General features: G+C 70.4%; 15 protein-coding genes. 5 read left to right on the top strand and 10 right to left on the bottom strand.

Translation table 11 applies throughout. The annotated features are described in order from the left end of the window. Window positions 1-14: 14 nt before the first annotated feature. Genes bshA through bshC form a run of 3 tightly spaced genes read right to left on the bottom strand, consistent with a single transcriptional unit; the run spans window position 15 to window position 3,603 of the window. The gene (bshA, locus tag FL311_RS17690; protein WP_141326300.1) at window positions 15-1,178 is read right to left on the bottom strand and encodes an N-acetyl-alpha-D-glucosaminyl L-malate synthase BshA; all 1,164 of its coding nucleotides are present in this window, start codon (window positions 1,176-1,178) and stop codon (window positions 15-17) included. Continuing rightward, the gene (gene bshB1, locus FL311_RS17685) at window positions 1,175-1,981 is read right to left on the bottom strand and encodes a bacillithiol biosynthesis deacetylase BshB1 (protein WP_141326298.1); all 807 of its coding nucleotides are present in this window, start codon (window positions 1,979-1,981) and stop codon (window positions 1,175-1,177) included. Before bshB1 ends, bshA begins: the two co-directional genes overlap by 4 nt. Further along, entirely contained in the window at window positions 1,978-3,603 is a 1,626-nt protein-coding gene (bshC, locus tag FL311_RS17680) for a bacillithiol biosynthesis cysteine-adding enzyme BshC (protein WP_141326296.1), read from the bottom strand. The genes bshB1 and bshC overlap by 4 nt, the downstream gene beginning before the upstream one ends. A 145-nt stretch (window positions 3,604-3,748) precedes the next feature. Here bshC and FL311_RS17675 point away from each other — a divergent pair, with 145 nt between their 5' ends. Genes FL311_RS17675 through FL311_RS17670 form a run of 3 tightly spaced genes read left to right on the top strand, consistent with a single transcriptional unit; the run spans window position 3,749 to window position 8,102 of the window. Beyond that, a complete protein-coding gene (locus FL311_RS17675; protein ID WP_141326294.1) occupies window positions 3,749-6,235 on the top strand; it encodes a PIG-L family deacetylase in 2,487 nt (828 codons plus the stop codon). Between the two features lie 8 nt (window positions 6,236-6,243). Next, window positions 6,244-6,402 (top strand): hypothetical protein, encoded by a 159-nt coding sequence (locus FL311_RS44090; RefSeq protein WP_194869244.1) that lies wholly within the window; start codon window positions 6,244-6,246, stop codon window positions 6,400-6,402. Next, a complete protein-coding gene (locus FL311_RS17670) occupies window positions 6,399-8,102 on the top strand; it encodes a sodium:solute symporter (protein ID WP_141326292.1) in 1,704 nt (567 codons plus the stop codon). The genes FL311_RS44090 and FL311_RS17670 overlap by 4 nt, the downstream gene beginning before the upstream one ends. Before the next feature lie 421 nt (window positions 8,103-8,523). Here FL311_RS17670 and FL311_RS17665 read toward each other — a convergent pair whose 3' ends face one another. From FL311_RS17665 to FL311_RS17655, 3 genes are all read right to left on the bottom strand, one after another. Further along, complete coding sequence (locus FL311_RS17665) at window positions 8,524-9,534, bottom strand: methyltransferase (protein ID WP_141326291.1); 1,011 nt, start codon at window positions 9,532-9,534, stop codon at window positions 8,524-8,526. Between the two features lie 91 nt (window positions 9,535-9,625). Then, on the bottom strand, window positions 9,626-10,327 hold the full coding sequence (locus FL311_RS17660; RefSeq protein WP_141326290.1) for a hypothetical protein: 702 nt from the start codon (window positions 10,325-10,327) through the stop codon (window positions 9,626-9,628). 9 nt (window positions 10,328-10,336) lie between these two features. After that, window positions 10,337-10,753 (bottom strand): hypothetical protein, encoded by a 417-nt coding sequence (locus tag FL311_RS17655; RefSeq protein WP_141326289.1) that lies wholly within the window; start codon window positions 10,751-10,753, stop codon window positions 10,337-10,339. Window positions 10,754-11,050: 297 nt separating this feature from the next. Here FL311_RS17655 and FL311_RS17650 point away from each other — a divergent pair, with 297 nt between their 5' ends. Together FL311_RS17650 and FL311_RS45125 are read left to right on the top strand one after the other, a co-directional pair. Next, window positions 11,051-11,545 (top strand): GNAT family N-acetyltransferase, encoded by a 495-nt coding sequence (locus FL311_RS17650; RefSeq protein ID WP_141326288.1) that lies wholly within the window; start codon window positions 11,051-11,053, stop codon window positions 11,543-11,545. A gap of 48 nt (window positions 11,546-11,593) precedes the next feature. Continuing rightward, complete coding sequence (locus FL311_RS45125; RefSeq protein WP_228556923.1) at window positions 11,594-13,168, top strand: hypothetical protein; 1,575 nt, start codon at window positions 11,594-11,596, stop codon at window positions 13,166-13,168. Window positions 13,169-13,176: 8 nt separating this feature from the next. Here FL311_RS45125 and FL311_RS17640 read toward each other — a convergent pair whose 3' ends face one another. The 4 genes from FL311_RS17640 to FL311_RS17625 form a co-directional block, all read right to left on the bottom strand. Then, on the bottom strand, window positions 13,177-15,306 hold the full coding sequence (locus FL311_RS17640; RefSeq protein WP_141326287.1) for a catalase: 2,130 nt from the start codon (window positions 15,304-15,306) through the stop codon (window positions 13,177-13,179). A gap of 241 nt (window positions 15,307-15,547) precedes the next feature. Further along, window positions 15,548-16,180: an SRPBCC family protein gene (locus FL311_RS17635; protein ID WP_141326286.1), complete on the bottom strand. Its 633-nt coding sequence runs from the start codon at window positions 16,178-16,180 to the stop codon at window positions 15,548-15,550. A 197-nt stretch (window positions 16,181-16,377) separates the two neighbouring features. Then, the gene (locus FL311_RS17630) at window positions 16,378-19,764 is read right to left on the bottom strand and encodes a DUF4082 domain-containing protein (protein WP_141326285.1); all 3,387 of its coding nucleotides are present in this window, start codon (window positions 19,762-19,764) and stop codon (window positions 16,378-16,380) included. 320 nt (window positions 19,765-20,084) lie between these two features. Beyond that, a partial coding sequence (locus FL311_RS17625) for a lytic transglycosylase domain-containing protein (RefSeq protein WP_141326284.1) occupies window positions 20,085-20,675 on the bottom strand: 591 nt, incomplete at its 5' end.

The following is a 20,675-nucleotide window of genomic DNA, read 5'->3' as shown; positions in this document are numbered from 1 at the left end:
AGTGGAGCCCTCCTTCAGCGTCGGGGGGCTCCGCCCGCGAGTCGCCGGTAGAGCGACTCGTACCGGTCGATGGCCGGCGCCTGCCTGAAGCGCTCGACGACGTCGGCGCGCGCCCGGAGGGAGAAGGCCCGCCACCTCGCCGTGTCCCGCAAGAGGCCCAGCACGTGGCCCGCCATGGCGCGCACGTCCCCCAGCGGCGCCAGCAGGCCCGTCTCGCCGTGGCGCACCACCTCCGGGATGCCGCCCACGTCGCTGGCCACCACGGGCACCCCGCAGCTGAGCGCCTCCAGCGCCGCGAGCCCGAAGCTCTCCTGCTCACTGGGCAGCAGGAACACGTCGGACGCGGCGAGCACCCGCACGAAGCGCTCCTGCTTGCCGGGGAAGGCCACGCGGTGGGCGAGCCCCAACTCGCGCAGCATCCGCTCCGCGGGCTCGCGCTCCGGCCCGTCGCCCACCATCACCAGCCGGCACGGCCGCTCTCGGTGCACCTGGGCGAAGACGGCCACCACGTCGGTGATGCGCTTGACGGGGCGGAAGTTGGAGACGTGCACGAGCACGGGCTCGTCGTCGCCCAGGTCCGGGAAGAGGGCCTTGAGCTGTGCGCGCTCGCGCGCGGGGGCGTACGCCTCCGTGTCCACGAAGTTGGCGATGACCTCGATGGGGAAGCTGTCGGGGATGCCGAAGCCGCTCCACGTCGCGTCGCGCAGGAAGGCGGACGGCGTCGTCACCGCGTCGCTCTTCAGGATGGAGAAGCGCGTCATCGGCAGGTAGCTGGGGTGCACGCCGACGAGCGTCGTGTCCGTGCCGTGCAGCGTGGTGACGACGCGCGGCGCCTGGTCACCCAGCACCTCGCGCGCCATCCACGCCGCCGTGGCGTGGGGCACCGCGTAGTGCACGTGCAGCACATCCAGGTGCGCCTGGGTGGCGACTTCAATCATCTTGGACGCCAGCGCAATCGGGTACGTACCGGAGCGCTGGAGCGCGGGGTAGTCGCTCTCCTTCACCTCGTGGAACGACACGCCCCTGGGCAGGGCGGCCAGCCGCACCGGCGGCTCGCGCGCGATGAAGTGGACCTGGTGGCCCCGCTCGGCCATGGCCAGGCCGATGCCGGTGGCGACCATGCCGCTGCCACCGAACGTCGAGAAGCAGGTGATGGCGATGCGGAGGGGAGGGCTCATCGGCGGTGAGGGAAGAACAGGGGCTTCTCGAAGCTATTCCGGCGGAAGTGCTCCACCGGGTCGACGAGCCCCAGCGTCTCCCGCACCACGTACGGCTCGCCATGGGTCACGCCGACCTGGGCGCCGTAGAAGCGGTCCCTCGCCTCCAGGGAGGAGAGCGACAGCGCGGAGCCCACCAACGTCGCGGGCGCGCCCGGGCGGGGTTCCACCTGACTCGCGTAGCAGCGCACGGCCGCCGTCTTGGTCTCGTAGACGGAGGACACGTCCACCACGAAGCTCGGCTCGGCCAGGTGGCGCAGCGGATAGTAGAGGACCTGTCGGGGCGTGAAGGCCGCGCCGGGGGGCTCGGTCTCGAACTTGCGCACGCCGGAGAAGAACAGCGCGCGTGTCACCAGGGCGCTCGCGGCCTCGTGGTCCGGGTGGCGCTCCTCCTCCCACGGCACGATGACCAGCTCCGGGCGCAGCCTGCGCAGCACCTCCACCACGCGCGCGACGGCGGACGCGCGCACGCGCTCGGCCTCGGGCGCCTCGAAGCCGGCCCACGGGCTGAGCCAGCCGTCGGGCAGCTCCAGGTTCTCGCGCACGGCCAGGCCCAGCACCCGCGAGGCGGCCTGGGTCTCCCCCGCGCGCGACTCGAGCGTGCCGCGCGAGCTCTTCTCCCCCCGCGACAGGTCGATGATGCCCGTGCGGTGGCCCTGGCTCGCGAGCCGCGCCATCAGCCCGCCGCAGAACAGCTCCACGTCGTCCGGGTGGGGACCGAAGGCCAGCGCCTCCAGCCCGTACGTCGCGCCGCTCGCGCTCATGGCGTCAGGTCCTGGAGGTCGCCGGAGAAGGGGATGCAGGCGTCGAGCACCTGGCGGGTGAAGGCCCGCGTGCCGAAGCGACACGCGTGGTAGGCCATGCCGTGGATGCGCTCCTGCGGCGCGCCCTCCGGCAGCAGCATGGCGCGCAGCCGGTCCACGCGCTCGGTGGTGACCTCGTCGCGCAGCGCGAGCGCCCGGCCGTAGCGGGCCGACAAGCGTGACACCGCCGCGCGCACGGTGCCGCGCGTGCGCTTGAGCGCGTCCAACAGCCGCGGGTCCAGCTTCAGCATCGACTCGCCCAGCGTGTCCAGCTCGGCGGAGAACGCGCCGAACAGCCGCGCCTCCACGGCGCCCGCGGGCTCGTAGGGCTCGGCCGCGTCGCGCGTGGCCAGCTTCGTCAGGAGCGCTTCACGCGGCTGGCTCGCCTCGTCCGCGGTGAGGCCCAGCTTGTGGAGCAGCCTGCGCGCGCGGTCATCGAGCACCCGGAAGCGCGCGCGCGGCACCACGAGCGGCATGGGCAGGCCCGCGTGCGCGTAGAGCGGCGCCAGCTGCGCGAAGTAGGAGACCTCGCCCGGGCCGCCGACGTACGCGGCGGTGGGCAGCCACGTGTCCTGGAGCAGCGGGCGCAGGAGCGCGGAGGTGGTGAAGCGCAAAGGCTCCTGCTCCAGCGCGCGCAGCAGCTCCTGCGTGGTGACGGTGGCGCCGCGCGGGTGGCCCACGAGGCTCCACGTCTGGGGCCCCGCGGGGTCCAGCCGGTAGCGCGCGCCGTCGACCTCGTCCGGGGAGAAGAAGCCCAGCGGCGAGCCAGGGCGGATGTAGACCTGCTCGGAGAAGCCCGCGCGGGTCAGCTCCTCCACGCGCTGGGTGAGCGCGGTGGAGAGGGTGGCCGCGTGCTCGAGCGAGCGCCGGTGGATGGGCGCGGCCAGCGGCGCGAGGCGCGCGTCCCTCGGGTCGAGGAACACCAGCCCCTCTTCGGCGAAGAGGGTGGAGAGCACCTCGGTGAAGGCCTCCGCGAGCGTCGCGTCGGGGCGGTAGGCCCACTCGAGCAGGGAGAGGTGCTCCTCGGCCTGGGGCTCCGCCCCCAGCTCCGCGCGCAGCGACTCCAGGGCTTTGAGGACCCCGGGGCCCAGCTTCCGGTGGGCGATGGGCGCGCGTGAGAGGGCCGCGTCGGGGAGGTCGAGCGACACGCGACAGCGCGCGCCTCGCGGGCTCGCGACGAAACAGTGGTCGACCTCCGGCAGGTCATGGTCCTCGGTCTGGAGCCAGAAGACGGGAACACAGGGGCGGCCGGTTTCTTCCCGGAGTTTTCGGGCCGCGACGATGGCGGCGGCGGCCTTGTAGAGCGTGAAGAGGGGGCCGAGGAACAGCCCCATCTGTTGGCCCGTCACCACGACGATGGTGCCGGGCTGGGCGAGCTCCTCCAGATGCCGGGTCCTGGCGGGGCTCGGCGCCAGCCGGGCGTTCTGGGCTCGCAGCACCTCGAGCAGCGCGGGCGGGACGGAGCGGGTGGAGGCAGCAGCCGCGGCCTCCGCGCGAGCGGCGCGGTGGCGGAAGCGGTCGGGCAGGAAGGCGAGCGCGCGTGGGTCTCCCTGGAGCCACGCGGTGGGAAACGAGGGCGTCACGGTGCGCGGTGATAACAGGTCGCCTTTGCTCCGGCACGCAGAAGGACCGTGGCGCACACTCGACGTGCCAGCGTGGCTGGCCGCGTCATCGCGGATGAAGGCCGCGCGCGCGTGAGGCGGGTCCTTGTTGTAGGGTCCGCGGCGGATGCGAACCCTGCTCACCTTCGGCATGACGCTGGCCATGAGCCTTGGAATCGGGACCACGGCCTTCGCGCAGACACCTCGACAACCGCACGCGGGAGAAATCGCGGCGGGCCTGCGGCGCCTCGGCGTGACGGGCAGCGTGCTCTACGTCGCGGCCCACCCGGACGACGAGAACACGCGCTTTCTCGCCTGGCTCGTCGGAGAGCGCGGCCTGCGCGCGGGCTACCTTTCGCTCACGCGCGGCGATGGCGGACAGAACCTCATCGGCACCGAGCAGGACGAGCTGCTCGGGCTCATCCGCACCTATGAGCTGCTCGCCGCGCGCCGCGTGGACGGCGCCGAGCAGTACTTCACCCGCGCGCGGGACTTCGGCTACACGAAGTCCGCCGACGAGGCGCTGCGCATCTGGGGACATGACGCGGTGCTGGCGGACGTGGTGCTCGCCATCCGCCGCTTCCAGCCGGACGTCATCGTCACGCGCTTCAACACGAAGCCGCCCAACCACGGCCACCACACCGCGTCCGCGCTGCTCGCCGCCGAGGCCTTCGCGGCCGCCGCGGACCCGTCGCGCTTCCCGGAGCAGCTGTCGCTCGTGAAGCCGTGGAAGGCGGACCGGCTGCTGCACAACGTCTCCACGTGGAGCCTGAAGCCGGACGCGGACATGTCCGCCTATCTCAAGGTGGACGTGGGCGGGTACGACGCGCTGCTCGGGCGCTCGTGGGGAGAGGTTTCGGCGGAGAGCCGCAGCCAGCACAAGAGCCAGGGCTTCGGGGTCCCCGCCGAGCGAGGTCCGTTGCTGGAGTACTTCCAGCCGCTGGACGGCACGCGCCCCAAGGCCGACGTCTTCGAGGGGCTGGAGCTGTCCTGGCGCCGCTGGAAGGGCACGGAGAGCGTGGCCCGCGCGGTGGAGGAGGCGCAGAGGGGCTTCGACGCGCGCGCGCCGTATCGCTCGGTGCCCGCGCTGCTGAAGGTGCACGAGGCGCTGTCCGCGCTGCCGGACGAGCACCCGTGGAAGGCCGTGAAGCTGCGCGAGACGGAGGCGCTGGTGGCCGCGTGCGCGGGCCTGTTCCTGGAGGCGCGGGCCGCCGAGGCCACGGGCACGCCGGGCACGTCGGTGGCGGTGACGCTGCACGCGCTGAACCGCTCGCCCGCGGCGCTGAAGCTGGTGAGCGTGACGCTGCCGGGTGGGGAGCGCGTGGCGGTGGACTCGGTGCTCGCGGAGCACGCGCCGCTCAAGCTGGAGAAGAAGCTGGCCCTGCCGCAGGACGCGGCCGTCACCACGCCGTACTGGCTGCGCAAGCCCGTCTCCGGCGGATTGTTCGCGCTGGAGGACGCGGACCGCGCGCTGACGGGGCTGCCCGAGGCGGGGCCGGCGTTGTCGGTGTCGTTCGTGTACGAGGCCGCGGGGCGTCGCCTCACGGTGACGCGGCCGGTGGTGCACGTGTGGACGGACCCGGTGCGCGGGGAGCTGTACCGCGCGTTCGAGGTCGTCCCCGCCGTCACCGCGACGCTGGAGCGGGACCGGGTGATGTTCCCCAACGGCGCGGCGCAGTCGGTGGCCGTGGTCCTGGGCGCGGGGCGTGGGGACGTGAGCGGCAAGGCGCGGCTGGAGCTGCCGAAGGGCTGGCGCTCGGAGCCCGCGGAGCATGCGTTCCAGTTCGCCACGCGCGGTGATGCGCGCACCGTGCACTTCAAGGTGACGCCCCCGAAGGGCGCGACGCAGAAGGGCCGCCTGCGCGTTGTCGTCGACGTGGGCGGGCGCGCCGAGTCGTGGCGGGTGAGGACCGTGTCGTACGAGCACCTGCCTCCCCTGGCGGTGCGGCAGGACTCGGAGGCCACGCTGGTTCCCTTCGCGCTCGCGACGAAGGTGAAGCGGCTGGGCTACATCCCTGGCCCGGGTGACAAGGTGGCGGAGAGCCTGGCGGCGGTGGGCTACGAGGTGACGGTGCTGCCCGAGGAGCGGCTGGACGCGGAGAAGCTGGAGCGCTTCGACGCCATCCTCGTCGGCGTGCGGGCCTTCAACGCGAACCCGCGCCTCGCGGTGCACCGCGAGCGACTGCTCGACTACGTGAAGCAGGGTGGGCGCCTGGTGGTGCAGTACAACACCAACAGCCGCGTGGGGCCGCTGTCGGCGTTCGTCGGGCCGTACCCGCTGGAGATTGGCCGCGAGCGTGTGACGGACGAGACGGCGGTGATGACGCCGGTGTCGGCGGACGAGCCACTCTTGCGCGCGCCCAACCGGCTGACGTCCGCGGACTTCGACGGCTGGGTGCAGGAGCGCGGGCTGTACTTCGCGTCGAAGTGGGACGACAAGTACCGCCCGGTGTTCGCGATGAACGACGCGGGCGAGGAGCCGCTGAAGGGCTCGTTGCTCGTCGCGCGTCATGGCAAGGGCGTGTTCGTCTACACGGGCCTGGCCTTCTTCCGTCAGCTCCCCGCCGGGGTCCCCGGCGCCTACCGCCTCCTGGCGAACGTCCTCGCGCAATGAGCCCTCCCGTGAACCCCTCCTCGTCTCCCGCGCCCGTCGAGAAGCGGCCGGAGCTGGATGACGCGCCGCCGCTGCTCGGCTCGTGGCGCAACGTCTACCTGCTGGTGGTCGGCTCCTTCGTCCTCTTCGTCGTCCTGTCGGCGGCGCTCACCTGGGTGTACTCGTGACCTTGCTCGACTGGGGGGTGCTGGTCGGGACGATTGTGTTCATCGTCTCATGGGGGTTGTGGAAGTCGCGGGGCTCGAAGAGCACGGAGGAGTACCTGCGGGGGACTCGTGAGCTGAAGTGGCCCACCATCGGCCTGGCGGTGATGGCCACGCAGGCCAGCGCCATCACGTTCCTCTCCGTTCCGGGGCAGGCCTACGAAGACGGCATGCGCTTCGTGCAGTTCTACTTCGGACTGCCGTTCGCGATGATTCTCATCAGCGCGGTCTTCGTCCCCATCTACTACCGGCTGAACGTCATCACGGCGTACCAGTACCTGGAGTCGCGCTTCGACTTGAAGACGCGCCTGTTCGGCGCCTTCCTGTTCCTGGTGCAGCGGGGACTGGCGGCGGGCATCACCGTCTACGCGCCGGCCATCATCCTCTCCACGATTCTGGGCTGGGCGCTGGAGCCCACGGTGGTGGCGATGGGGGCGCTGGTCATCCTCTACACGGTGACGGGCGGCTCCACCGCCGTCAGCCAGACGCAGAAGCAGCAGATGGTGGTGATGATGGGCGGCATGGTGGTGGCCGCGCTGGTCATCCTCTGGCGGCTGCCCTCGCACGTCTCATTCGGTGACGCGGTGGATGTCGCGGGCGCGTTCGGTCGGATGAACGTGGTGAGCTTCGACTTCAACGTGCAGGACCGTTACAACTTCTGGTCCGGACTCACGGGCGGCTTCTTCCTGGCGCTGTCGTACTTCGGCACGGACCAGTCACAGGTGGGCCGCTACCTGACGGGGCGCTCCATCACCGAGAGCCGGCTGGGGTTGTTGTTCAACGGCGTGCTGAAGATTCCGATGCAGTTCCTGATTCTCTTCGTCGGAATCCTCGTCTTCGTCTTCTACCAGTTCAGCACGCCGCCCCTGTTGTTCAACGAGACGCTGGGCGAGCGGATGCGAGGCTCCGGGCAGGCGGCGGAGTACGCGGCGCTGGAGACGAAGTGGGAAGAGGTGCAGTCGAGCAAGCGCGCGCAGGTGGAGCGGTACCTGTCGGCGGAGGACGAGGCTTCGCGCACGGGTGTGCGTGAGGCGCTGCGTGCGGCGGCGGGGGAGGCGAGCCAGGTCCGCAAGGACGCCAAGGCGCTGGTGACGCGGGCGCTGCCGGGGGCGGAGACGAAGGACTCGGACTACATCTTCATCGGCTTCGTGAAGCAGTGGCTGCCCAGCGGGCTGTTCGGTCTGCTCATCGCGGTCATCCTGTCCGCGGCGATGAGCTCCATCGCGAGTGAGCTCACCGCGCTGGGGGCGACGACGACGGTGGACTTCTACCGGCGGGTGTTCCGTCCGGAGGCCTCGGACCGGCACGTGCTCATCGCGTCGAAGTTGTTCACGGTGTTCTGGGGATTGGTGGCGGTGGGGTTCGCGACCTTCGCGTCGCTGCTCGACAACCTCATCCAGGCGGTGAACATCCTGGGCTCGATTTTCTATGGGACGGTGCTGGGCATCTTCCTGGTCGCGTTCTTCCTCAAGTTCGTGCGAGGGCATGCGGTGTTCACCGCGGCGGTCATCTCGCAGGCGACAGTGATTGGGCTCTTCATGCTCAGTGACATCGGCTACCTCTGGTACAACGTCATCGGCTGCGCGCTCGTCGTGGCGCTGAGTCTGGTGGCGCAGTCGGTGCTGCCGCGTGGACCGGAGGCCGCTCCGGCTCCGGGGGCCTGAGCAGGGCGCGGGCTACAGCGCGCCTGCGTCACCGCGGGCCGCTGTCGCTGGACATGCGACCATCGCGGAGCCAGCGGCCGCCGCCCTGGTCTGCGCATCTGCTGGCGCAGAAGGCGTCCTTGTCGTCGAGCGGAAGTCGCAGGCCATCCGAGAAGGTTCCGTCGTGACAGGCGCACACGGTGCCGATGTCCGCGAAGCCGACATAGGCCACTCCGAAGACTGCGCTGCTCAGGATGGCGATGAGAAGCCAAGGCCGTTGGCTCATGGGCGGACCTGTGTGGGCTGGGACATGGCGTGAGCCTCGCCGGATGGCTGCATTCGAGCGCAACGGGCTTTCAATAGAAGACATCCCCTGGAACTGGACGGCCTCACGTTCCGCGAGCTGCCCACTCGCTGAGCAGCCGCGGTCCGCGGAGTCGGCTCAAGCCGCCACGGCCTCCGTGATGCTCATCGCCGTCGGCGTGGGCAGGATGCGCGAGAGCTTCAAGTCCGCCTGGGCGAAGAGCTCGCGGAAGTCCTCTTCCGTCCGCTCGCGCCCCGGAAGGGAGGCCAGCATCATCACGTCCAGCACCTTGCCCCCGTGCGGCCCATTGCCCGGAGGAATGACGGTGTCCACCACGAGCACGCGTCCACCCTCCGCCATCGCCGACCGGCAGTGGCGCAGCAGCGTGACGCACGTCTCGTCGTTCCAGTCGTGGAGGATGCGCTTGAGCACGTACGCATCCGCCCCCGCGGGCACGGACTGGAAGAAGTCCCCCTCCACCAGCTCGCACCGCTCCGTGAGTCCCGCCCGCGCGACTCGCGACCCCGAGAGCACGTGCGCATGGTCGAAGAGCACGCCTCGCGCCTGGGGCGCCGCCTGGAGAACTTCGATGAGGAATCCGCCGTGCCCACCACCCACGTCGACCACGCGCCGCAGCGGCGTGAAGTCGTAGCTGCCCGCGATGGCCTTGTTCTCCATGTCGGAGAGGCTGGACATGCCCTGGTGGAAGATGTCGCCCTGGACCGGGTCGCTCGTCAGGTAGTCGAAGAAGGGCTTGCCGAAGATACGGTCGAACGGCGTCTGCCCCGTGCGCACCGTCTGCGTCAGCTCGCCGGTGGGGGCCCAGAAGATTCTCTGCGTCAGCATGCGCACCGCGCTGAGCAGGGAGCCGGGCGCATCCGTGCGCAGGTACTCCGCGGCGGGCGTCAGCGAGAAGCGTCCTGCTTCATCCTCGGCGAAGACCTCCACGCTCGCGAGCAGCCGGAGGACCCGATAGAGGGACTGCGCATGCACGCCCAGCTCCTCCGCGAGCGATGCCGCGCTCCGAGGCCCCTGGACCAGGCGGTCCGCGACGCCGAGCTCCGCCGCCGTGGACAGCGCGCCGGAGAGGATGAAGCCAAAACCCAGGTCGACGATGCGCTGCGCGGGATGCACGGTAGGTGGAGTCATGGCGACATCTTCACGCAGTCCTCCAGCACGATGCCAATGGCCTGACACACCCGCAGTCCCAGGTGGATTGGCGTGCCGCGTCAGCGCGACGTCAGAGCAACGTCTCGATTTCGGTCGTCAACGCCTCCACGGAGGGCACGTCGTCCTCCTCGAGCGGCGCGCTGACGTGGAGGGTGCCGTCTTCGAGCCCCAGGCGCCTGGGCCCTCCCTCGATGATGACGCGCTGGAGGCCCGCCTTCACTGTCTCGCGGCCGAGCTCGGCCTGCGCTGTCGCCTTGAGCGCCCCAGCCACGGCATTGGCGAGCAAGACCAGCCCCCGGAGCGGCTCACCGTCCGCGGTCTTGTCGATGGCGGGCTCCCAGCTCAGCTCGCCGCCCAACAGGGCCACCAGCTCCTTGCGCTGGGCCTCCATCAATCGGCGCGCTCCAAGGCGCGTGGGTGCGGGCTCGGCGAGTGGGGACAGGCCCTCGGGCGCCAGCGTCCCGACGAAGCCCGCCGCGTCATGCACGGTGAGCGCCTCGATGGACCCCAGCGCGACGTACGTCGCATCCGGGCCCGCGTCATTCCGCGACGGTGCGCCGCCGCGAACGAGGACGAACACCTCCTGGCGCAGCTGCGCGAGCGCCAGGATGGTGCCGCTCAGCTCCCGCCCGCTGCGCAGATGCAGCGTGACGCGGGGCAGTCGGACCTGCTCCCCGCGCAGCTCGCGCTTCTGGAGCGCCGCGAGGTCGTCCAGCACCTCCGCGAGCGGCCGCGCCGACAGCGCACGCAGCTTGCGTTCGTCCTCGGTCATGGGCGGGACCTAGAGAATGGCCTCGATGGCGCCGCGCAGGTCGTCCTCTCCGTAGAGCTTGTCCGAGTAGCCGTAGAAGCTCTCGCGCACGAAGAGGGTGTTGTCCTTGATCTCCACGCTCTTGTCGCCCGGGTTCTCCGCGCTCTTGGCGACGTTCTGGAAGACGATCTTGCTGAACTTCGCCTTCGCGGCCTCCTTCCCGAGGTCGTCCGCGCAGATGCTCTTCATCACGGTGACGACGAGGCCCGGGCCGTACGACTCGTAATAGTAGTCGTAGCAATCGAGGATGGTCTTGTCCTCGGGGAAGCTGGCGGTGTCGATCTCGAATGGCATCTCGAAGCCGATGGCGGCATTGAGCTCCGACTGGAAGCGCGGGGAATGAGAATCCCGGATGGCCACGATGCGGCGACGCTCTGCGAGACCCATGGTGTGTTCCTGTCTCTGACGGGTGTGGGACGAAAGCACGCAGTGTCCCCACCCAGGTCTTCCACGTCAACCGGATGGGGCCGCCCAGGGGAAGCCAATGGCATGACATCCCGGGCGTCCCGGGCGGTTTGCCCTCCTGCCGCCCGCCGGACAATCTGTGTCGCAACACCTCACACCCAACTGTGCAGGTCCGCCATGGCGCGAGTGTGAAACATGGTCGCGCGCACGCGAATGCGTTAGGTCTGCGCTCCCACCGCCGTCGCACGCGCTGCCCGCGCGCAGGGAGGCACCTTCCCAATGCTGGACTCCGCTGCATCGTCCTCGTCCCCCGCCTTCGAGGTGAAGGGCGAGGATGGCCACGTCATCTCCGACGACTTCTCCCGCCTCGACCTGGACCTGGTGCACGGCTTCCTGACGAAGACGTACTGGAGCCCGGAGATTCCCCGGGAGACGGTGGAGCGGGCCTGGCGTCACTCGCTGGCCTTCGGTCTGTACGCGGCGGATGGCGCGCAGGTGGGCGGCTGCCGCGTGGTGACGGACCGGGCGACCTTTGCCTACCTCGCCGACGTGTTCGTCCTGGAGTCACAGCGTGGCAAGGGTCTGAGCAAGTGGCTGATGCGGGTCGTCTTCTCCCACCCGGACCTCCAGGGGCTGCGTCGCTTCATGCTGGCGACGAGAGATGCACATGGGCTGTACGCGCAATACGGTTTCACGGCGCTGACGGCACCGGAGCGAATCATGGAGCGCGTGGACCCGGACGTGTATCGGCGAAAGAGGCAGGACGCGCGCTGACGCAAGCGGCCCTGGCCGGGCTATCTTCGCCCGGACGAGGAGCGGCCCATGGCGAATGGACAGAGGCGGGGCGCGGGGCCCGGCCGGAACGAGGAGCCCCGCATCGCGCCCGAGGACGAGGACGCGACGCGCGACATCCCGATGTCCTACGCCCCGGAGGAGACCCGCGTGGCGCCTCCGGACCCGCCCGCTTCCGAGACTCGAATCGGTCCCCAGGACCTGGTCGACGAGCAGGAGGACATCGTCACCGAGGCGCGCAAGGGGCAGAACATGCCGCCGCCGCGAGGTGTCGCCGGTCGAGGTCCCGAGGCCCGTGGCGCGGCCCGGGGCCAGGAAATCATCGTCACCGAGGCCCGCTCCCACCGGAGCCCCTCCGCGGGGGATGCACGCGCGGGCCGGGGCCAGGAGGCCATCGTCACCGAGGCCCGGCCCAGCCGACCTCCGGCGCGAGGAGGCGCGGAGAGCGACCTGCCACCGAAGGGACGCGCCGCTGGCCGCGCCCCACCGGAGGACCCCAGGGGCCGCGCTGGTGCACGCGGCGCACAGGAGCGCATCCAGGAGTTGGACCTGGATGAGGACGAGGACACCAACGCGTCCGCTGCTCACGCCGGAGGTGACGACGAGGAGTTCCAGCTCTTCACCAGCGGCAGTGCCGAGGACGAGCACCTGCCCTTCGCCACGGAGCTCCGAGGCGGAGGCTCGGCTCCAGCGGTGGGGATGCGAGGAGGCTCGGCGACGGCGGCGGGGATGCGAGGAGGCTCGGCGACGGGAGTGCGAGATGGCGCGGCCCCGGCGGTGCGAGATGGCGCGGCCCCGGCGGTGCGAGGTGGCTCGGCTCCCGCGGGGATGCGCGGAGGCTCGACGGGGGAGGGGCGAGGTGGCTCGGCGCCCGCGACGGAAGTGCGCGGAGGTCCAGCCCCCGCGACAGAGGTCGCCGGTGGCCCGCCCCGCGTGGAGCGGGTGAAGGTTCCCGCGAGCAACTGGCTGTCACGCGGGAGTGAGAAGCCGCAGGCCTCCGGCGGGCTCGCGGCGGGAGTCGTACGGCTCAGCCCCCTGGAGCCCGCGGCGGGCAAGGTGGCTGCGGCGGCCGAGGAGGGCCCCGCGCTGCGGACGATGTTCGCCAACCACTCCGCGCTGCTCGCGGAGCAGCTGCGCGAGGCCCTGTCCAAGAAAATGTACGGGCGCGGACCGCACCGCGTGCTGCGCATCGACGAGCCCGAGGGCCCCAGCACCGCGGGCGGCAAGCTGGCCCGGCAGAACATCTCCCTGGTGCCGCGCAAGGGCTCCGGCCCGTCCCTGGTGTGCGGCTGGGTGGACGTCTCCAAGCGCGAGGCCCAGCTGCGCAACCACGAAGCGGTGGCGAAGCGCTACGAGTCCCACCACGGCGAGCCGCTGGAGCTGGTGGCCGAGGAGTACGAGCGCTTCCTCAACGACGTCGAGGAGGTGCTCGCCAAGGCCGTCATCAAGGTCCGCCTCATCGTCCCCGAGGAGCAGGCCGGAGCCCGCCTGGTGGCTCCGGCCGTCCAGGCCCGCGCGAAGGGCGGCGTCCCCATGGTGCTGGTGCTCGTGCTCATGGGGCTCGCCTTCGCGCTCGGCCTGTTCGTCGGGAAGACGCCGGGCTGAAGCCCGCGTCAGGCCGGCGGCGGCGCCTCGCGCGCCCAGTGGCGGTGCGCGGCGATGGCCTTGGCGAACATCTGCCCGAAGCCCCGCGTCTCGTTCTTCGCGCTGCGGATGACGCCCAGCGCGTCATCCAGCCCCTTCGCCATCGGCGTGGAGAACCCCGCGGCGTCCAGCATGGAGGTGGCCGCGCCCGACAGCGCCAGCGCCTTGCAGTGCACGTACGCCTCTCGCACGAAGTCCACCGCGAGCGGCACCTTCTTCAGCGTGGCCACGCTGCGCTCGCCGCCGGGCACATAGACGGCGTCGTACAGCACGGAGGACGCTGTCAGGTACGTCTTCACCGGCTTCTCCTCGCCGCCGTCCGCGCTGGCGACGGGGCCGAGCGTGGGGCCCACCACCTCCACGATGGCGCCCAGCCCCTCGAGCGTCTTGCGCACCTGCGACAGCTCCCGTCCGGCGAATCCGTCCGCGACGAGCACCGCCACCTTGCGCGTCATGATGGAGTCGTGCGGCGTGTTCAGCTGGCTCAACGCTGGTGACGCCGTCAGCTTGGAGACGGGCTTGCTCTCCGGCTGCTTGCCGAGCTTGGGCGGCGCGACGCCCACCGCGTTCGCCACGCGCACGGCCAGGTCCCGGTCGATGTTCACCAGGACCTTGTTCACCACGCGCTCGCGAATCTCCTCGCGCTCCACCTTGCCAAGCTCGAACTCGAGCGCGGCCATCAGGTGCTCACGCTCGGGCTTGGACAGGCTGTTGTAGAAGAGCGTGGCCTGGCTGAAGTGGTCCGCGAAGCTGCCGCTGCGCGCGCGAATCTTGTGCCCCTCCACGCGCTCCTGGCGGTGGACGAAGGCGGACTTGGGGTTGGCCAGCATGGGGCAGCCGCCGCCCAGCGAGTTGGGGTGGTAGTTCGCGCGGCTGGTGTTGATGCTCTGTCGCCCGAAGCCGTCCTGCTGGTGGTTGTTCACCGGGCAGACGGGCTTGTTGATGGGCAGCTCCGCGAAGTTGGGTCCACCCAGGCGCGTCAGCTGCGTGTCCAGGTACGAGAAGATGCGCGCCTGCAGCAGCGGGTCATTGGTGAAGTCGATGCCCGGCACGACGTTGGACACGCAGAAGGCCACCTGCTCCGTCTCGGCGAAGAAGTTGTCCGGGTTGCGGTCCAGCACCAGCTTGCCGACCTTCTGCACCGGCACCAGCTCCTCGGGCAGCAGCTTCGTCGCGTCCAGCAGGTCGAAGCCGTACTTCAGCTCGTCGCCCTCGGGGATGAGCTGCAGGCCCAGCTCGTACTCGGGGAAGTTCCCGGACTCGATGGTGTCCCACAAGTCCCGGCGGTGGAAGTCCGGGTCCTTGCCGGACACCTTCTGCGCCTCGTCCCAGACGAGCGAGTGCGTCCCCAGCACCGGCTTCCAATGGAACTTCACCAGCGTCGCCTTCCCCTTGGCGTTGACCAGCCGGTAGGTGTGGACGCCGAAGCCCTCCATGTGTCGGAAGGAGCGGGGGATGGCCCGGTCCGACATCAGCCACATCACCATGTGCGCCGTCTCCGGGACGAGCGACACGAAGTCCCACAGCGAGTCGTGCGCCGAGGACGCCTGCGGAATCTCGTTGTGCGGCTCGGGCTTCACCGCGTGGACGAAGTCGGGGAACTTGATGCCGTCCTGGATGAAGAAGACGGGCATGTTGTTGCCGACCAGGTCGTAGTTCCCCTCGGGCGTGTAGAACTTGGTGGCGAAGCCGCGCACGTCGCGCACGGTGTCCGCCGAGCCGCGCGAGCCGCCCACGGTGGAGAAGCGCACGAAGACGGGCGTCTTGAGGCTGGGGTCCGTGAGGAAGCGCGCCTGGGTGTAGCGCTCCAGGGATTCGTAGACCTGGAAGTAGCCATGCGCGCCGGCGCCCCGGGCGTGCACGGCGCGCTCGGGGATGCGCTCGTGGTCGAAGCGCATCATCTTCTCGCGGAAGTGGAAGTCCTCCAGGAGCGTGGGGCCGCGCAGGCCCGCCTTCAGCGAGTTGTCCGTCTCCGAGATGGGGATGCCCTGGTCCGTCGTCAGCACCGTGTCCTCCTGGTGCATGCGGTAGGGCTCCAACTGCTCGTTCTTGCTGGGAGGCGGCGGTTTCGGCTTCGACGGAGTCTTTCGCGGCGGCATGAGAGCTCCCGGACGGCGAGGAACGCGCCGGCACCTGGCGCGCTCGCGGTCTACGCCTCGCGCCGCATGAGAGGGGAACGGCGCGTGCCCCGTGGCGCGCGAGCGTTCACCACCCGCCATGTCTGCCTTCAGGAGGGCCGAGAGGTCGACACTCCGGACGCCAGACGCGACGATGCCTCCGCGTTGGGGGCACGGAGGCGTCGGGAGTCAGCGTGGCCGAGGCGCGCTCGGCCCTCGCCGTTCACGGCGTGGGCTGGGCGACGACCGGCGCGGCGGCAGCGGCCTCGGCGGCGGCCTTCTCCTCGGCGGCCACTCGCGCGGTCTCGGCCTCGGCGCGCTTCTTCACCTCCGCCTCCACGACGCCCTTCAGGTTGGCGAGCCCCTTCTCGAAGTCCTTCCCCACCATCGCGTCCATGTCCATGAGCAGGCTGAAGGCCTTGCCCATGAAGTCGTTGGTGCCGCTCATGGCCCAGGTGACCTCGGTGCCGCCGGCCACCGGCTTGAAGTGGAAGTCCGTGAGGTTCGTGGCCGCCCAGGGCTTGATGAACTCCAGCTTGACGCGCACGTGCTCGGGGGCGCGGCTCTGCTCGATGGTCATCCGGCCCTCGCCCACCTGCTCGTTGCCGGTCCACGCGTAGCCCGCGCCGACGCCGCTCTGGGGGCCGGAGTAGGTGGTCTTCATGTTCGGGTCCAGCGCCGCCCAGGGCGACCACGCGTTCCACTGGTGGAAGTCGTTTACCTGCGCGAAGGCCACGTCCGAGGGGCCGGGCAGCGTCGCGGTGCGCTGGATGGTGAACTCGGCGGGGCGGGAGGCGATGACGCCCACCAGGATGAGGATGGCGGCGGCGAGGCCGACGAGCAGCTTCGTGAGCATGGGGTGCGGTCCTTGTGTCCGGGCGGCCGCCAGCAGGGCGCCAGCCCGGGGGCGCGTCATAGAGGCTCCCCGCCGGCCAGCACAAGGCACCCCGTGTCGAACGGAGCAGCCCTTCCGGGTGGAAACGCAGCGGGGCCCGACCCGGACGCGCCGTGTCGAGCCCCGCCTTTCCTTCGCGCCTTGGAGGGCGCGAGGGGCTAGTTGTAGGTGGCCGTGTACGTGCCGGCGGGAGCGGCGTCGATGAACGCGAAGCTCACGCCCTTGATGGTGCGAATGACCGTCGTCACCGGCGAGCCGGCGCGGGTGACGACGGTCAGGTTGCGGCCGTTGGCGGCGCGCGTGGGCACCATCAGCGACAGGTTGCGCGCCGGGTTGATGACGTTGAACGTCAGCTGCGTCCCGGTGAAGGCCAGCGACGACACCTGCGTCGCCTCGCGCGCGTCGACCCAGTCGAGCAACTGGCGCGCGGTGATGACGGGCACGCCGTCACGCTTGGCGGCGGCGATGATGGTCGCCGAGCCCGCGGTGCCCGCCGACGAGTGCGAGTCCACGTGCATGTTGGCGTTGATGGCGGCGTAGTAGCCCTTGGTGCCGAGCGCGTTGGCCAGCAGCGTGTCGATGTGCGTGGAGAGCGTCTGCCCGGACTCGTCCGTCAGCTGCGTGGCGAGCTGGTAGACGTCCAGCGGCGTGCCGTCCAGGTCCGCGAAGCGCATGGGCAGACCGGTGCCGGTGAAGAGGCCCGGCCGGTCGAGCACCCACTCGTGGGGCCAGTAGTAGTAGTTCGTGTCCAGGCGGATGCCGTGCAGGCGCGACACCTTGGGCTGGGTGGACCAGTCGCTGAACGCGATGCAGTGCGTGCGGTTGGTGGTGGGCGAAGGCACGAGCGGATAGGCCTGCGCGAAGCCCTGGAGCTGCGGGGTGAAGAAGGCCGGGTCCAGCGTGTTGGCCGTGTAGTCCGCGCAGCCGGTATTCACATGCAGGGCGTACTCGAAGCCCTGGGCCACGTAGCTGTTGGCCTGGGTGGCCGTCAGCCCGCCGACGTAGTCATAGACGGTGCCGCGGATGCACTCCCAATCCGCCACGCTGCAGCCCGGGGCGCTGTCGGCCAGGTACTGGTTCCACCGCGTGGTGGTGAGGCCGCTGGGGTGACCGTCGCCCGTCATCACCACCACGGCCTTGTGCGAGCGCGGGAAGTACCACAGGCGCGGCAGCGGCACGGAGCTCGTCTGGTGCAGCACGTTGGCCAGGAGGCGCTGCTGCTCGTCCGCCTGGGGAATCTGGACCTTGTCCATGTTCACCCAGTCCGGCTGCGGGTCGAACGCCGCGTTGCCGTAGAACATGTCGTTGGCGCGAGCGCCCGGGCCGATGGTGGAGCCGTCCCGGTTCTGTCCCTGCCACGCCGGGTTGCCCTGGCGGGTGAGGACCACGGACTTCGCCAGGTCATACATGAAGGCGGTGGCCGTGCCGCTGCCCACGGTGCGCTGGCTGATGGCGGTGTACGTCGTCGCGGTGGCGGCGTCGGAGTAGAGCGTGGCCACGGTGCGCGTGCCGGCGGTGACGGTGCGGCGGTCCGCGGGGCCGTGGTACTGCATCGTCTCCGCGGTGATGCCCGTGCCCGGCGCCTGGGTGGCATTGACCAGGAGGTAGCCATTGCTCAGCGTGCCCTGCGAGGCATTGAGCCCGAGCAGCGACTGGAGGTTGGCGGCGGGGCGCAGCGCGATGAGGCTGCCGCCCGCGTTCACCCAGTTGGTGATGAGCGTCACCTGGGCGGCGCCCAGCGTCTGCTCACCGAGGATGAGGACCTTGTAGTCATTGAGCGGCACGCTGACGCCCAGGTTGCCCGCGTCGGTGGTGGCGAAGGACGCGATGCCCTCGGCCTCCAGGATTTCGCGCAGGTAGTCCGTGAAGGGGTTGCCCGGCGCGGTGGCCACGAGCACGGGGCCAGCGCCCTGGACGCCCGGACGGGGCGGCGGGCCGTAGGACTCGAAGATGACGTCCACCCAGTAGTTGGTGTTCTGGTGGCTGCCGCTGGGGAAGGTGGACGCGGAGGCGTAGGTGTAGACGCCGTTGCCACCGGAGGTGGTGGCGCCGGGCAGGGCGTGCAGGGGCGGGGAGTCCACGCCGTTGGCCAGGCCGTTGTTGTTGAACGAGTAGCCGCCGAGCGGCGCGAAGTACGACGCCACATACGTGGTGCCGGCGGTGATGGCCACGGGCGAGGCGAACGTCACCTCCTGCCAGCCCACGGCCGTCTCGTTGGTGAAGGTGGCGGTGGCCAGGTTCAGCCCGGTGGCGCTCCACAGGTTGCCCACGTGGGTGCCGTTGTTGCCGGCGCCCTTGTAGAAGCGCACGCCCTTGACCTGTCCATCCACGTCCGAGCGGAACTTCACGCCCAGCTCCACGGGCAGCGTCTCGGTGGAGGTGGCATTGGCCGGCAGCGCGTTGGGCGGGAAGATGCGGTAGGCGTCGTCCTGCGGCTGCGTCGGGGGCGGCGCGCCGGTGGCCTGGAAGACGACGTCCACCCAGTAGTTCGAGTTCTCGAAGCTGTTGACGGGGAAGGTGCCCGCGGCGCCGTAGGCGAAGATGCCGTTGCCGCCGCTGGTGGCGCCCGGCAGCGCGAACAGGGGCGGGGTGTCCTGTCCGGTGGCGAGGCCGCCCTGCTCGAAGGCATAGGCGCCCACGGGCGCGTGGTAGGACGCGATGTACGTCGTGTCCGCGGCGATGGTGACCGGCGTGGAGAAGAGGACCTGCTGCCAGCCGGTGGCCGTCTCACCGGTGAAGGTGGCGAACGCCAGGCGCTGGCCATTGACGCTCCACAGGCTGCCCACGTGGGTGCCGGTGTTTCCCGCGCCCTTGTAGAAGCGCACGCCCAGCACGTCGCCGGTGACGCTCGTCTTGAACTTCACGCCCAGCTCCACCGGGGCGGAGTCATTGGTGACGGAGGCGACGGGAGGCGTGGGGTTGGAGGGCCAGAGCGTGACGGGCTCGGCCGGGCGGAAGACCACGTCCACCCAGTAGTTGGAGTTGCCGAACGCGGTGGCGGGGAAGGAGCCCGCGGCGCCGTAGGTGAACACGCCGTTGCCGCCGTTCGCGGGGCCGGCGAGCGCGTGCAGCGGCGGGGCGTCGTGGCCCGCGGCCAGGCCGCCGTTGTTGAACGCGTAGGCGCCGTTGGGCGCGTGGTACGAGGCCACGTACGTCGTGTTGGCGCTGATGCGCACCGGCGTGGAGAAGAGCACCTGCTGCCAGCCGGTGGCCGTCTCACCCGTGAAGGTGGCGAACGCCAGGCGCTGACCGGTGGCGCTCCACAGGCTGCCCACGTGGGTGCCGGTGTTGGTGGTGCCCTTGAAGAAGCGGATGCCCAGGATGTATCCCTCGACATCCGAGCGGAACTTCACGCCGAGCTCCACGGCGGAGAAGTCATTGGTGACGGACGCGACGGCGGGGGTGGAGCCGGGCGTGAACAGGGTGAAGGTCGGCTGGGCTCGGGCGGCGGCGGGCAGCACGAGCAGCACCGCGGCCAGGAGCGCCAGCGTGGGGACACGCGGCACGCTCGCGACCCGCGCGGGTCGTGACTTCGGGGGTGTCATTCGGACTTCTCCTTGGGGGGATGGCACGACAGGGCAAGGCAGGCACGGCGGCGCCATGTCTAACCCAGACATCGTGCTCATTTCCAATCGAAGTCGCTGACTGAACGTTCGCGATTCATTGCCATCTCGCGCGATTTTTCGTCTGTATCGAGCGCGCGCTGAGATGGGAAACCACGTCGGACAATGGAGGTGCGGGGTGCTCCAGGTGGGTGTCTCAGGGCATGTCAGACGCTTGCTGTAGAACGAGCGGCCCCGAGCCGTGTCTCGACCTGGTGACGAGCGACCCGTGTGTCTCGGGTCGCTCGGGGAGCCGCGTGGAATCAGGCCGGCAGCGAGCCCTCGCCGGTGGAGAGGATGTTCATGAAGTCCTTCACCTTGCGCACGTAGGTGGCGTCACCGGTGCCGGCGGGGATTGCATCCGGGTTGCTCTTGTCCACGCCGTTGGGGCCGGAGTTGTAGGCGCGCAGCGCCAGGTCCCAGCCGCCGAACTGCTCCTTCATGTCCTTCATGTAGCAGGCGCCCGCGAGGATGTTGGTGGCGGGGTCGGACAGGTCCTTGCCGGCCAGCTCCGGGTGCTTCGCCTGCAGCTCCTTGAACGTGTTGGGGTTGACCTGCATCAGGCCGATGTCCGTCAGCCCGTTGCCGCCGTTGGTGGTGACGGCGGCGAGGTCACCGCGCGACTCCTGCCAGATCTGCGCGGCGAGCATCTCCGCGGGCACGCCCGTCTTGGCGGCGGCGGACTCGATGGCGCTCCGGAACTTCTCCAGGCCCGGGGGCAGGTTGCCGCCGAGCTTGCCCGAGCCCTCGGTGGGCACCGAATCCGTGCTGGTGGGCGGCGTCAGCGGGGAGGTGCCGAAGCTGGAGGGCGGCGTGGAGGCGCTCGCCCTGCGCGTCTCCGGAATGGCCACCGG

The organism is Myxococcus sp. AB025B (assembly GCF_006518215.1).
GTDB classification, from domain to species: domain Bacteria; phylum Myxococcota; class Myxococcia; order Myxococcales; family Myxococcaceae; genus Myxococcus; species Myxococcus fulvus.
The sequence above is the reverse complement of the archived record's forward strand: the minus strand, read 5'-3'. Positions and strand labels throughout refer to the sequence as shown.

Coding starts and splice junctions, on each gene's coding strand:
- bshB1 (WP_141326298.1), bottom strand. CDS start 1,981: ATGAGCGCGAGCGGCGCGACGTACGGGCTGGAGGCGCTGGCCTTCGGT.
- FL311_RS17665 (WP_141326291.1), bottom strand. CDS start 9,534: ATGACTCCACCTACCGTGCATCCCGCGCAGCGCATCGTCGACCTGGGT.
- FL311_RS17635 (WP_141326286.1), bottom strand. CDS start 16,180: ATGCTCACGAAGCTGCTCGTCGGCCTCGCCGCCGCCATCCTCATCCTG.
- bshA (WP_141326300.1), bottom strand. CDS start 1,178: ATGAGCCCTCCCCTCCGCATCGCCATCACCTGCTTCTCGACGTTCGGT.
- FL311_RS17655 (WP_141326289.1), bottom strand. CDS start 10,753: ATGGGTCTCGCAGAGCGTCGCCGCATCGTGGCCATCCGGGATTCTCAT.
- FL311_RS17650 (WP_141326288.1), top strand. CDS start 11,051: ATGCTGGACTCCGCTGCATCGTCCTCGTCCCCCGCCTTCGAGGTGAAG.
- FL311_RS17675 (WP_141326294.1), top strand. CDS start 3,749: ATGCGAACCCTGCTCACCTTCGGCATGACGCTGGCCATGAGCCTTGGA.
- FL311_RS45125 (WP_228556923.1), top strand. CDS start 11,594: ATGGCGAATGGACAGAGGCGGGGCGCGGGGCCCGGCCGGAACGAGGAG.
- FL311_RS17660 (WP_141326290.1), bottom strand. CDS start 10,327: ATGACCGAGGACGAACGCAAGCTGCGTGCGCTGTCGGCGCGGCCGCTC.
- FL311_RS17640 (WP_141326287.1), bottom strand. CDS start 15,306: ATGCCGCCGCGAAAGACTCCGTCGAAGCCGAAACCGCCGCCTCCCAGC.
- FL311_RS17630 (WP_141326285.1), bottom strand. CDS start 19,764: ATGACACCCCCGAAGTCACGACCCGCGCGGGTCGCGAGCGTGCCGCGT.